11 protein-coding genes are annotated in these 13,067 nt (G+C 45.5%); 1 reads left to right on the top strand and 10 read right to left on the bottom strand.

Annotated elements, in window-relative coordinates:
- Positions 1–145: 145 nt before the first annotated feature.
- The 10 genes from pgcA to MKX71_RS05080 all read right to left on the bottom strand — a co-directional run bounded on the left by pgcA (position 146) and on the right by MKX71_RS05080 (position 12,021).
- Positions 146–1,891 carry a phospho-sugar mutase gene (pgcA, locus tag MKX71_RS05125; RefSeq protein WP_247471441.1) on the bottom strand — a complete coding sequence of 582 codons (1,746 nt, stop codon included), beginning with the start codon at positions 1,889–1,891 and terminating at the stop codon, positions 146–148.
- Positions 1,892–2,020: 129 nt separating this feature from the next.
- Entirely contained in the window at positions 2,021–3,688 is a 1,668-nt protein-coding gene (glpD, locus tag MKX71_RS05120; RefSeq protein WP_021479678.1) for a glycerol-3-phosphate dehydrogenase, read from the bottom strand.
- Positions 3,689–3,828: 140 nt separating this feature from the next.
- Positions 3,829–5,319 carry a glycerol kinase GlpK gene (glpK, locus tag MKX71_RS05115; RefSeq protein ID WP_339231804.1) on the bottom strand — a complete coding sequence of 497 codons (1,491 nt, stop codon included), beginning with the start codon at positions 5,317–5,319 and terminating at the stop codon, positions 3,829–3,831.
- A gap of 18 nt (positions 5,320–5,337) precedes the next feature.
- Positions 5,338–6,162, bottom strand: a complete 825-nt coding sequence (glpF, locus tag MKX71_RS05110) for a glycerol uptake facilitator protein GlpF (RefSeq protein WP_003233386.1) — start codon at positions 6,160–6,162, stop codon at positions 5,338–5,340.
- Positions 6,163–6,340: 178 nt separating this feature from the next.
- Complete coding sequence (gene glpP / locus MKX71_RS05105) at positions 6,341–6,919, bottom strand: glycerol uptake operon antiterminator GlpP (protein ID WP_003233388.1); 579 nt, start codon at positions 6,917–6,919, stop codon at positions 6,341–6,343.
- Between the two features lie 27 nt (positions 6,920–6,946).
- Complete coding sequence (locus tag MKX71_RS05100; RefSeq protein WP_339231802.1) at positions 6,947–8,299, bottom strand: aspartate aminotransferase family protein; 1,353 nt, start codon at positions 8,297–8,299, stop codon at positions 6,947–6,949.
- 420 nt (positions 8,300–8,719) lie between these two features.
- Complete coding sequence (locus tag MKX71_RS05095; RefSeq protein ID WP_003245514.1) at positions 8,720–10,261, bottom strand: bifunctional GNAT family N-acetyltransferase/carbon-nitrogen hydrolase family protein; 1,542 nt, start codon at positions 10,259–10,261, stop codon at positions 8,720–8,722.
- Between the two features lie 15 nt (positions 10,262–10,276).
- The gene (locus tag MKX71_RS05090) at positions 10,277–10,939 is read right to left on the bottom strand and encodes an HAD family hydrolase (RefSeq protein ID WP_003245030.1); all 663 of its coding nucleotides are present in this window, start codon (positions 10,937–10,939) and stop codon (positions 10,277–10,279) included.
- A gap of 127 nt (positions 10,940–11,066) precedes the next feature.
- The gene (locus MKX71_RS05085; protein WP_003245462.1) at positions 11,067–11,489 is read right to left on the bottom strand and encodes a CBS domain-containing protein; all 423 of its coding nucleotides are present in this window, start codon (positions 11,487–11,489) and stop codon (positions 11,067–11,069) included.
- A gap of 136 nt (positions 11,490–11,625) precedes the next feature.
- The gene (locus MKX71_RS05080; protein ID WP_317679989.1) at positions 11,626–12,021 is read right to left on the bottom strand and encodes a YhcU family protein; all 396 of its coding nucleotides are present in this window, start codon (positions 12,019–12,021) and stop codon (positions 11,626–11,628) included.
- A gap of 110 nt (positions 12,022–12,131) precedes the next feature.
- Between MKX71_RS05080 and MKX71_RS05075 the strand changes: the two genes are divergently transcribed.
- Positions 12,132–13,040, top strand: a complete 909-nt coding sequence (locus MKX71_RS05075; RefSeq protein ID WP_339202445.1) for an RluA family pseudouridine synthase — start codon at positions 12,132–12,134, stop codon at positions 13,038–13,040.
- The last annotated feature ends 27 nt before the right edge of the window (positions 13,041–13,067 follow it).

The following is a 13,067-nucleotide window of genomic DNA, read 5'->3' as shown; positions in this document are numbered from 1 at the left end:
TCTCACTCCGGCATTGATCTTGTATTTAAGATTATACCAGTTTTTTGTATTTCATTACTTCACTTGTAGGATGATTTTCTTTCAGACTTTTGGATGAGAAAAAGAAAAAGCCGGATCATTTACAATGACCCAGCTCATACTTGAATTATTTTGCTGTTGACTCAACAATTTCATCCACCGTCTTCATTACATCTTCAGAAAGGGAGGCAAGACGCTGTTCACTGTCTTCCAAAGATGACCCTTTTACGGCGAAATAAAATTTCACCTTCGGCTCAGTTCCTGAAGGACGAAGACAGAACCAAGACCCGTCTTCCAGGAAGTATTTCAATACATTTGATTTTGGCAAGTCGATGGCTTCTTCTTTGCTTTCAGTCAGAAGCGTCCGTTTGCTTACAGCGTAATCTTCTGCTGTGACAACCTGTTTGCCCGCCATTTTCTGCGGCGGATTTTGTCTGAAGGAAGCAAGAATCGCTTCAATTTGCTCTGCTCCTTGTTTGCCTTTCAGCGTCAGGGATTTCAGCCCTTCACGATAAAAACCATACTCGTTAAAGAGATTGATGAGCGCCTCATACAAAGACATTCCCTGTTTTTTATAGAACGCGCAAACTTCAACTGCCAAAAGCGCAGCCTGAATGGCGTCCTTATCGCGGGCAAAATCCCCGATTAAATAACCGTAGCTCTCTTCATAACCGAATTGGAAGGTATACTGGCCTGATGCTTCGTATTCCTTGATCTTTTCACCGATAAACTTAAAGCCTGTCAGCGTATCAATCGTATCAAGGCCGAATGAAGAAGCTACAGCACGGCCGATTTCGCTTGTGACGATCGTTTTGAGAACAACACCGTTATCAGGCAGGATGCCTTGTTTTTTCTTTTCAGAAAGCAGGTAATGAAGCAGCAGCGCTCCGGTTTGGTTTCCTGTCAGCACTGTATATTTGCCTTGATCGTTTTTCACCGCGATGCCGAGGCGGTCAGCATCAGGATCTGTCGCGATGAGAATATCTGCATTCTGCTCCTCCCCAAGCTTAATGGCATATTCGAATGCCGCATGCTCTTCCGGGTTTGGCGATGTAACAGTGGAGAAGTTTGAATCCGGCAGTTCCTGTTCTTTGACAACCGTTACATTTTTGTAGCCGAGTGCTTCAAGTCCGCGTCTGACCGGTTTATTTGCAGTTCCATGCAGCGGTGTGAAAACAACCTTTACATCTACTTCTTCTGATAATTCAGGATGTACAGAAATGGACGCCAGTTTTTCTGTATAAACTTTATCAATATCTTCACCGATGATTTTGATTAAGCCTTTTTCTTTTAACTTATTTTCTTCGTCCACTGTGATCGTCAGCTCATTTTCAATCGCGTTTACCTGCTCAATGACGATGTCCGCTTCCTTTGGAGGCAGCTGGCCGCCATCATCCCCGTATACTTTGTAGCCGTTATATTCAGGCGGGTTATGGCTTGCCGTTACCACAATTCCCCCATAAGCGTTCAGCTGTCTGACAGCGAATGACAGCTCTGGCGTCGGGCGAAGCTCATCAAACACGTATGTTTGGATGCCTTGTGTCGCAAGTGTTTTTGCCGCTTCCATCGCGAACTCCGGAGATTTATGGCGGGAATCATAAGCAATGACAACGCCCCGTTTTTTCGCTTCCTCACCTTGCTTCGAGATGTATGCCGCAAACCCGGCCGATGCTTTGCGCACAGTGTAAATATTCATCCGATTTGTCCCGGCGCCGATTTCCCCGCGCATTCCGCCGGTACCGAATTCAAGGTCTTTATAGAAACAGTCCTCAAGGGCCTGTTCATCTCCCTCTAATTCAATAAGGCGCTCTTTTAATTCCGGATCTAAATGTTCTGTCTGTTTCCAGCGTTCATAGCTCTTTCTCCAAGTCATATTCGTCCTCCTATGTATCAGCTTATGCCATTATTTTATATGAAGCGGGTGCCTCTGTCACTTGATAACCTGAGATCTGGCCCTTTCCACGTAAAAAGAAATAACGGGCTGCAGACAGCCCGTTATGATTTATTGCTCAAGCGGTACGACCGCATCGTGTAAAAGCTTGTTGAGGTTTTCTGTATGTTTGTTTTTCGCCTGCTCATCCCATTGGAATCGCTCGCTCATAAAATCAATAACGGCATCTTTATATGTTCTTACCCAATTGATATCAAAAAATAAACGTCCCGTTCTGCGGACAAAGAAGTCAGCAGGAGTTGCAGTCATCTCTTCTTCTATACTGTATTCTGCCTCAGCAAGAATATGAACCGGAATGTTGCGTTTCGCGGCCTCATCTTTCAGCGCTTCTACCCGGTCAAAGACGCGATCTACGTTAGAGCCGTATCTGATCGCCAGCTGTTTTGCGTCTTTTTCTGATAAACCGGCTGCAATTCCTTCTTTTGTTTTCGCGGTAACGAAGGACATAAGATTTTTCGAACCGCCGACGTGCCCGCCAGAGATTGGCATGTTTTTCGTTTTACATGGTCCAAAATCCTTTTCGCCCTCTTCTTTTAAGCGATCACGGACAAGATCAACGATGTGCTCCGCCATTTTTCTGTATCCAGTCAGTTTTCCGCCGGCAATGGTGATCAGGCCTGAGTCAGATGTCCAAATCTCGTCTTTCCGTGAAATTTCAGAAGGATCTTTGCCTTCTTCATGAATCAGCGGACGCAGCCCCGCCCAGCTGGATTCGATGTCATTCGCAGTGATATTCAGTTCCGGGAACATGTAATTGATTGATTTGATGACATAATCACGATCCTCCGTTGTCATCCGCGGATGCTCCAGCGCCTCTTTGTAAACAGTGTCTGTTGTTCCCACGTATGTTTTGCCTTCACGAGGAATCGCAAATACCATCCGGCCATCAGGTGTATCGAAATATACAGCCTGTTTCAGCGGAAAGACAGACTGGTCAAATACAAGGTGAATGCCTTTTGTATGCTGCAAATGCTTTCCGTTTTTCGAATGGTCTTTTTCTCTGAGCTGATCGACCCAAGGGCCTGTAGCATTGACAATTTTTTTCGCATACACTTTATATTCTTTCTTTGTCAGCACATCTTCAATTAATACGCCGACGGCTTTGCCTTTTTCGTAAAGAAGCTCCTTCACTTTGGAGTAATTCACAGGCTCTGCCCCGAATTTCACCGCTTCCTTCATGACTTCGATGGTCAGTCTCGCATCGTCAGTGCGGTATTCCACATAGTACCCGCCGCCTTTTAAGCCGTCTTTTTTTACCAAAGGTTCTTTTTGCAGCGTTTCTTTTGCTGAAAGCATGCTTCTTCGTTCTGACTTTTTCACACCTGCAAGGAAGTCATAAACCCTTAACCCGATTGATGTTGTAAATGAACCGAATGTGCCGCCTTTATGAAACGGAAGCAGCATCCATTCCGGTGTAGTGACATGCGGGCCGTTTTCATACACAATCGCCCGCTCTTTTCCTACCTCAGCGACCATTTTCACTTCAAATTGTTTTAAATAGCGCAAGCCGCCATGTACCAGCTTCGTTGATCGGCTTGATGTTCCCGCCGCAAAGTCCTGCATTTCGCTTAGAGCGACCTTCATTCCCCTTGATGCCGCGTCAAGAGCTGTTCCGGCTCCTGTAATTCCTCCTCCGATAATAAATAGGTCATATGTTTTTTTCGTCATGTCTGTCAGCATGCGATCTCTTTCAAGACTTGAAAATTGATGTTTCATCATTACGTCTCCTCCTTGTTGTCACGGTAAATAGAAAAAGAGACCACAACAGCCAAAGTGCATGCTTACACTTTGGTGCTGTGGTCTCTCCTCATCTCAGGACCGTTCTTATTAACTTGTAACCATTATACCATAGTATTACTTTATTTAAAAGCCATAGCTGCTTTCACGGCTTTTTGCCAGCCTTTATACAGCTCATTTCGTTTTTCGTCTTCTAATTCAGGCTCAAACCGTTTATCCAGATTCCACTGGTTCGCGATTTCAGAACGGTCCTTCCAGAATCCCACAGCGATACCCGCCAAATAAGCCGCGCCAAGTGCAGTCGTTTCATTAATTTCCGGGCGCTCCACAGGAACATTCAACAGGTCTCCTTGGAACTGCATTAGGAAATTGTTTTTCACAGCTCCTCCGTCTACACGAAGCGTCTTTAATGAAATGTTTGAATCTGCTTCCATTGCGTCAAGCACATCTTTGGTCTGATAAGCCAATGACTCCAGTGTCGCACGGATAAAGTGCTCTTTTGTTGTCCCTCTTGTCAGGCCGAAAACCGAACCGCGCACATCGCTGTCCCAGTAAGGCGTTCCCAGTCCGACAAAGGCCGGAACGACATATACGCCGTCAGTTGAATCCACTTTCTCTGCATAAGATTCGCTAAGCGAAGAGTCCTGGAACATTCTCAATCCGTCTCTAAGCCACTGGATGGCAGAGCCTGCGACAAAAATGCTTCCTTCTAACGCATAGTTCACTTTTCCGTCAATGCCCCAAGCGATTGTTGTCAAAAGCCCATGTTCGGACTTAATTGCTTTTTCCCCGGTATTCATCAGCATGAAACATCCTGTGCCGTATGTGTTTTTCCCCATGCCTTCTTCAAAGCATGCCTGGCCGAACAATGCGGACTGCTGGTCGCCTGCCGCTCCAGCAATCGGGATATTTTTTCCGAAGAAGTGATAATCAACAGTCTCCGCATACACATGAGAGGACGGCTTCACTTCAGGGAGCATGGATTTCGGTACGCCTAGAATGTCGAGCAGTTCATCGTCCCATTTTAAATCGTAAATATTAAACATCAGTGTTCTTGAGGCATTGGAGTAATCGGTCACATGCGCTTTTCCGCCTGACATTTTCCAAATGAGCCACGTATCAATCGTTCCAAACAGCAGCTCGCCTTTTTCCGCTTTTTCTCTCGCGCCTTCCACATTGTCTAAAATCCACTTCACCTTCGTGCCGGAGAAGTATGGATCGATTAAAAGCCCAGTTTTTTCTCTGAATTTATCATTATATCCTTTTTCACGAAGTTCCTCACAAATGCCGGACGTCTGTCTGGACTGCCAAACGATTGCATTATAGACAGGACTTCCTGTATCTTTATCCCACACAACCGTCGTCTCGCGCTGGTTCGTGATGCCGATGCCGGCAATTTGAGAAGCGCTGATTCCTGATTCAGAGATGACTGAGGCGATAACCGCGAGGACAGAGCCCCAAATTTCATTGGCATTATGCTCAACCCAGCCAGGATGCGGGAAGTATTGTGTAAATTCCTTTTGAGCAGAGTGGACAATTTTGCCTTCTTTATTAAACAGAATCGCTCTTGAACTTGTCGTCCCCTGATCTAAGGATAAAATGTACGTTTCCATAAGATGTCTCCCCTTTGATTAAATATATTTAGAATTTGATAATGTTTTAGCAGAATGTGATTTCGTATAAACATAGAGTCCTAACAATACCACAACCAATATAACGCTTACAATCCAGAAGCTGCTTGTGATGTGCCCTTTAAATGCAGCGTTGTAAAATACACCGCCGAATGATCCGCCTAAAATCGGGCCGACTACCGGAACCCATGCGTATTTCCAGTTTGATGAGCCCTTCCCCGGAATCGGAAGAAAAGCGTGGGCTATCCGCGGACCTAAGTCACGTGCAGGATTGATAGCATAGCCGGTGGTGCCTCCCAGAGAAATACCGATTGCTACAATGAGGAAACCGACGATTAAAGGATTAAGTCCTTCTGTAAATTGATTTGCCCCAATAGCCAAGATTCCAAGCACAAGGACAAATGTCCCAATCACTTCGCTTAAAACGTTTGCAAATGTATGCGGAATGCTGGGCCCTGTTGAGAAAACACCCAGCTTGGCAGCGGGATCATCCGTTGACTTCCAGTGCGGGAGGTAATGCAGATAAATAATCACCGCACCGATGATCGCTCCGATCATTTGCGCCGCAATATAAACCGGAACCTCTTTCCAAGGAAAATCTCCTACAAATGCAAGCGCTATCGTTAGCGCCGGATTCAAATGGGCACCGCTGATGCCGCCAACCGCGTATGCCGCCATCGCAACACCCAATCCCCATCCAAATACAACAACAATCCAGCCAGACTGGAATGAAAGCGATTTCTTTAAATTGACACCTGCACAAACACCTGCACCAAAAATGATAAGCAGCATCGTACCGATGACTTCTCCCCAAAATGCTGTCATAGCACATTCCTCCTAAAGTCACGATTAAAAAGCATGATAGAGAAGAAGAGAATAAAAAAACCACAACAAACCGCTTTACGGGTGCATAAACATTTGCCGTAAAGAGCTGCTGTGGTCTCCGAGTTCTCCATCACAATGTATTAACCTAGTGCAATTGTATCAGTGCATGAAAGCGGTGTCAATCACTTTCCGTCAAAAAGTTTTCATATTTTTTCCACAATTTGGTATTAGATGTTGTGACAGCTACAGCCCCCGCTTTCAATGCCTGCTCTACATCCTCTTCCGTACGGATGAACCCCCCGGCAAAGATGGGAATCCCTGTTTTCTCTTTTATTTCCTGAATGAGTGACGGAACGATGCCGGGAAGCACTTCGATGAAGTCAGGCTTATGCTTGCCGATAAACTCCATGCTTTTCTCCATCGCGCTTGTATCAAGCAAAAACAGGCGCTGAATGGCATAAATTTTCTTCTGCTTCGCTTTGGCAATCACGTTCGATCTTGTGGAAATAATCCCAGCGGGCTTGATATCCTGACATATAAATTCCGCACCGTATTCGTCATGCTTAATCCCTTGAATGAGATCGACGTGCACCATCATGTTCTTTCCGTGCTTTTGCGCTTCTTTGATCACGCCCTTCAGCTGGCCGAGATGAATATCAAGAATAACACCGTAAGAGAACGAACTGTTCAAAAACTCATCAAATTGCTTCATATTGCGAATAGCCGGTAAAATCGGCTGGTTGTGAAAACTCATCATGTGCTCCTTTAATAAATCACTTTTATATTATATCGTTTGAAAGCTTTCTTTCACCGTATTCACGATAAAGGAAAGGTCCTCTTCTGTCAGGCAAAATGGCGGCGCAAGCTGGATGACGTTGTTGTAGCCGGCAACTGTATCGCCGTTTTTGCCGATGATCAGCCCTTTTTCTTTGCACGCCGCAACCACTTGGTTTACTTTGGCGGCATCAGCCGGCTCTTTAGTCAATTTATCTTTGACGAGTTCGATTCCGATCAGCAGCCCTTTTCCTCTAACATCCCCGACTGCCGGGTGTTCTCTCAGAGCTTGAAGCTCACCTAAAAGCTTTGCTCCAAGATCGCGGGATCGCTGAATCAGCTGTTCGTCCTCCATAATTTGCAGGTTTTTTAACGCCAAGGCACAGGCAGCCGGGCTTCCGCCGAACGTGTTCACGTGGCGGAAACGGTCATAAGTAGCTTCCCCCTGATACGCTTCGAAAATGTCCCGTTTCACAGCAGTCGCTGACAATGGCAGATACGCGCTTGTGATTCCCTTTGCCATCGTAATGATATCAGGCTTCACACCGTAGTGCATAAACCCGAACGGCTCACCTGTTCGTCCAAACCCGCAGATCACTTCATCGCAAATCAAAAGGGCTCCGTGGCGCCGGCAAATGTCCTCCACCTTTTTCATATATCCGTCCGGCGGCATTAGGATGCCCCCGCCTGTAATGATGGGCTCCATAATGACCCCGGCAATCGTTTCGCTTAATTCCCATGTCATGATGCGGTCGATTTCATTTGCGCTTTCAAGCGTGTCTGCATCATCAGGATTCCGGTATATATCTGGCGGAGCTGCATGCAGAAATCCTTGGCTCAAAGGCTCGTATTTATATTTCCGCTGCGCCTGTCCGGTAGCTGAGAGCGCTCCCAATGTATTGCCGTGGTATGCCCGATATCTTGAGATGAATTTATAACGGCTGTGGTCGCCGTTTTGCAGATGGTACTGGCGGGCAATTTTAAAAGCAGTTTCGTTTGCTTCCGATCCGCTGTTGGAAAAAAAAATAACATAATCGCCGCCAAGCCATTCATTCAGCTTTTCCGCCAGTTGAATTGCGGGTGCGTGACTTTGCGTTAACGGGTAGTAAGGCAGCTCCTTTAGTTGCTCATAGGCAGCCTCCGCAAGCTCCTTTCTGCCGTAACCAATGTTGACGCACCACAAACCGGACATCGCATCCAAATAGCGGCGTCCGTCTGTGTCGGTTACCCAGGCCCCTTCGGCCTTCTGGGCTATCAGGCTGTCCGCTTGATGCGCTCCCTTCATGGCATGCCACACAAATTGCTCATCTTTTTGCTTTAATCCCTGATTTTGCTGAATGTTTTCCATCCCCATCATCTCCATTTCATTAGCGTTCCCTATAATGCCAATTCAATTGAAACAGACCTTCTCTTTATGTGATGTCTTGGTGATGATTTCCCTGCCTTCAATATAAAGCCAGACCGGGTCAGAGTCAATAAACCGCGTAAATAATAAAACATCCCCTTTCTCAAGAAGAAAGAGGATGCAGCTTCCAAAGCAAAACAGGCAAAGTGACAATGCTCAGCATCGTACTGATAAAGGTCGCACTCGAAACAACTTGGACAGCCATTGTAATAGCAATGTGAAGCCTAGCCGTTTTCTGTATGATATAGGAAATGGCGAAAATACAGAAACTCCATAAGGCACCTCCACTATACAATTTACTTTTATTTTAAAGAAAGCACCTAAACAATTCCGCTTTTGTTTAAAAAAACCCGCCAATTCAGGCGGGTTTTTTGGGAATTATTTTTTATATTGAATATGATAAATATCACGTCGTCTGTCTTTTAGCTGGCGCACTGTACCGTTTTGGCGCTGTCTTCTGAGAATTTCCAGGTCAACATCGCCGATGACGACCATTTCAATATTCGGGTTTGTTTCGCCGACAATGCCGTCTCGGGCGAATTCAAAATCAGACGGGGCAAAGATGCCTGACTGGGCGTATTGGATATCCATGTTTTCCGTTTGCGGAAGGTTTCCGACCGTTCCAGAGATAACCGTATAAATTTGATTTTCAACCGCTCTAGCCTGCGAACAGTATCTGACACGCAGATAGCCTTGACGGTCTTCTGTACAAAATGGCGTAAAGATGATTTTGGCTCCTTTATCAGCCGCAATCCGGGCAAGCTCAGGAAATTCAATGTCATAACAGATCTGGATCGCGATTTTCCCGCAGTCCGTATCAAACACGCGAACTTGGTCTCCTGCGCTGATCCCCCACCATTTGCGTTCATTCGGCGTAATATGGAGTTTGTATTGCTTTTCGATTGTTCCGTCCCGTCTGAACAGGTAAGCGATATTATAGATCTTGCCTTCCTCTTCGACGAAATGAGATCCGCCGATAATGTTGACGTTATACTTCACAGCCAAGTCAGTAAACAGGCTGATGTAATCTTCTGTATACTCAGTAATTCTCTGCACCGCCAAGCTCGGTGACCGTTCCTCAAGGAAGGACATCAGCTGGGTTGTGAAAATTTCCGGGAACACCGCAAAATCAGATCTTGCGTCTGAAGCAACATCGACATAGTATTCTACTTGATTCGCAAATTCCTCAAAGGAATAAATTTTCTTCATTTCGTATTGGATCACACAAATTCTAACAGGGAACGCCGATTTATAATAGCGTTTTGTCTGCTGCGGTAGATAATCGACATTATTCCATTCCATCAGCGTCGCATACTTGATCGAAGCTGTATCATCCGGGAGATAGTTCGGGTTAATTCGCATAAGGGTAAAGCCGTTCATCAGCTGAAAAGAAAGAACCGGATCGTATATTTGGTGGCGTGTCACCTGTTCAACATACTCTCTCGCTGTCATTTCCTCTGCATATTTGTGATAGTTTGGAATCCGTCCGCCTATGATGATGCTTTTCAGGTTTAAGCGTCTGGCTAAGTCCTTTCTCGCCTCGTACAAACGGTGGCCGATCTTCATTCGTCTGTATTTCGGGTGCACCATGACTTCAATTCCGTACATATTTAAGCCGTCAGGATTATGGTTGGTGATATAACCGTCATCTGTAATGTCCTGCCACGTATGGCGGTCATCATATTCATCAAAGTTAATCAGGAGACTTGAGCACGAACCGATAATTTCACCCTCGAATTCTGCACAAAACTGTCCTTCTGGAAAATGCTCCAAATGGCTGATTAAATGCTCCCGCTTCCAAGGCTCCATTCCTGGAAAGCAGTCCTTTTGAAGATCGATAATCTTGTCGATGTCTTTCTCTTCGATATTGCGGATAACCATTTTCTTTTCAAAACGGGTCAAATCTAATTTCTCAGACAACCTACTCGCTCCTTTCTAGTTTTGTGAGTTCAGATGATCAAGCAATAGGGCGAGCTCCATTTCCGCCATTGATTCAAGCCTGTGATCATAGTCTTCAAACATCAAGGTGCCCGTTACTTTATTCGGGACAATGACACACTTCATTCCTGCGCGTTTCGCAGCAATCGAACCATTGACAGAATCCTCAAACGCGAGACATTCCGCTGGCGATACCCCCAGGTTCTTTGCCGCCAATAAATAGAGCTCAGGATTCGGCTTCACCTCTTCCACATCATCAGCCGTTTGAATAACTTCAAAATCATCAAACAGGCCGATTTGCTTCAAATGGCCGGACACCCATTTATAATCAGAGCTGGAAGCAAGGCCTATTTTTAAGCCTAAATCCTTTGCCGCATTCAAATACGCTTCGACACCAGGTCTCGCTTTTTCTGATTCCATGCGTTTAGCAAACCGCTCTCTTCTCAATTGTGTGAGCTCTTCATGGTTCAGCTTTTTCCCGATCTGCTCTTCTAAATATTCAAAAGGCCGGAAACCCGCAGCAGTTCCGATGACCTTTCCCCAGACAGATAGCGGCAGCACTGAGCCGTGCTCTTCAAATATTTCCTGAAGAACCTCATATTCGTGTGTTTCTGTATCTAGAATAAGCCCGTCAAAATCAAAAATTAACGCTTTAATCACTGGGTACAACTCCTTTAGTACGAATTGAGACATATGTATACACTCAACTATACCCCGAAACAAGTCTGCTTTCAAAAAGTAAGGTTTTATGTGAAGAAAGAGCCTGCACACTGCAAGCTCTTTCTTATTAATGAATGTTTTGGTGAGAAATGTTTGTCAGCGCTGATCCCGCAGACTCGTTCGACATCTGATTGACTGCCAGGTCTCCAAGCGCAACGATCCCGACTAGATTGTTTTGATCTACAATAGGAAGGCGGCGGATTTGGTGCTGGGCCATCAGTTGCGACGCGTCTTCCAGACTCATATTAGGGTTTCCTGATACGAGTTCTGTTGACATCACTTCTGAAACGGGTGTCTGGCCATCACGGCCCTGAGCTGTAGTTCTTAATGCAATGTCACGGTCAGTCAGCATTCCTTTTAAAACACCTTGCTCTACAACGGGGATCGCCCCGACGTTATGCTGTTTCATTAGAGAAGCCGCTTCCTGAATCGTTTGATTCGGAGAAACGGTTGCCACCTGCGTTGTCATTGTATCTTTAACTGAACTCATTGTCAGCACCCCTTTCAATCATTAGTATGTTCAGACACGAGCCGTTTAAAAAGGGAGTTAGAGGAAAGGTTTTATGATATGATTTCTCTGATACAAAAAGAGCTTTTCTAAAAATAGAAAAGCCCTTGCCGCATGATTATATCAGCCTTCTTTGACCGAAAAAGGCTTTGTTAGTCTTCTTTTGAAAGTCAGAAAAAGCAAACGGAAAATAAATCCCAAAATCATTCAGCATCTTGCTGTTTTTTTCAAAAATCGCCTGATCACTCAAATCAGAGTGCGGCGAAGGCTTGGTCAGGATAATATGTATCATTTGCAGACAAGCCATAATTTGAAATGCTTCTTTTAATGTTCCTTGGTAATAATGGTTATTTAAAGACAGAATACCTTTCTTTTTAAAGCGCTGAATGTCCAGTTCGGAGAAATAAAGAGGAAATACATCATGGATCAACTCCATAGACAGCTCCTTGATAAAGCTCTCCTGTTCTGCAGTTGCTGCGTTCACAATTCTCACGTCAATCACCTTTCTTGCCATCGAATATCCTAAGTCTTACTCAAGAATAGCACAGAAAAAAACGCGAAAGCTAAGGTAAGTGTTTCCTATGAGAAACAGCAGCCTTCCGCTTCGAAAAGGAGCCATTTAACATGAACCAAAAAGGCAGAGGGCTTGAGATCCTCATCAATGAAAAACAGGACGGCCAATGGCTGTTTTCCGTACTCAAAACAGCGCTCAAAGCTTCTAAACCAGTGATACAAGACTGGATGTCCCATCAACAGATAAAGGTCAATCACGAATCCGTCTTAAACAATATGATTGTAAAAAAGGGAGACCGTGTGTTCATTGATCTTCAGGAAATTGAAGCATCTTCGGTCATTCCGGAGTATGGCGAGCTTGATATTTTATATGAGGACAATCACATGCTCATCGTCAATAAACCCGCTGGCATCGCGACGCATCCGAATGAGGATGGGCAAACCGGCACACTGGCTAATTTGATCGCGTATCATTATCAGATAAATGGCGAAACATGTAAGGTGCGCCACGTCCATCGTCTTGATCAGGATACATCTGGCGCTATCGTTTTTGCCAAGCATCGTTTGGCACACGCCATCTTAGACCAGCAGTTAGAGAAAAAGACGCTGAAGCGTACGTATACCGCCATCGCTGAAGGTAAGCTACGGACGAAAAAAGGGACAATTAATTCACCAATCGGCAGAGACCGCTCACACCCGACAAGACGCCGGGTTTCACCAGGCGGGCAAACTGCCGTCACTCATTTCAAGGTAATGGCCAGCAATGCGAAAGAACGGCTGTCGCTCGTTGAATTAGAGCTGGAAACAGGCAGAACACACCAAATCCGTGTTCATCTGGCGAGCCTCGGCCATCCGTTGACAGGAGACTCGCTTTACGGAGGCGGGAGCAAGCTGCTAAACAGGCAGGCACTGCACGCCAATAAAGTACAAGCGGTTCACCCGATAACAGACGAGCTCATAGTTGCTGAAGCCCCTTTCCCTGCTGATATGAAAAACCTTTGCCGCACATATTTTTTATGAAGAAAAGCCGCAGGCACCGCCTCGGCT

Origin of the sequence: Bacillus sp. FSL M8-0071, from assembly GCF_037975455.1 — a bacterium.
Taxonomy (GTDB): Bacteria; Bacillota; Bacilli; order Bacillales; family Bacillaceae; genus Bacillus; species Bacillus subtilis.
This window is presented reverse-complemented; position numbering and strand designations above follow the sequence as displayed.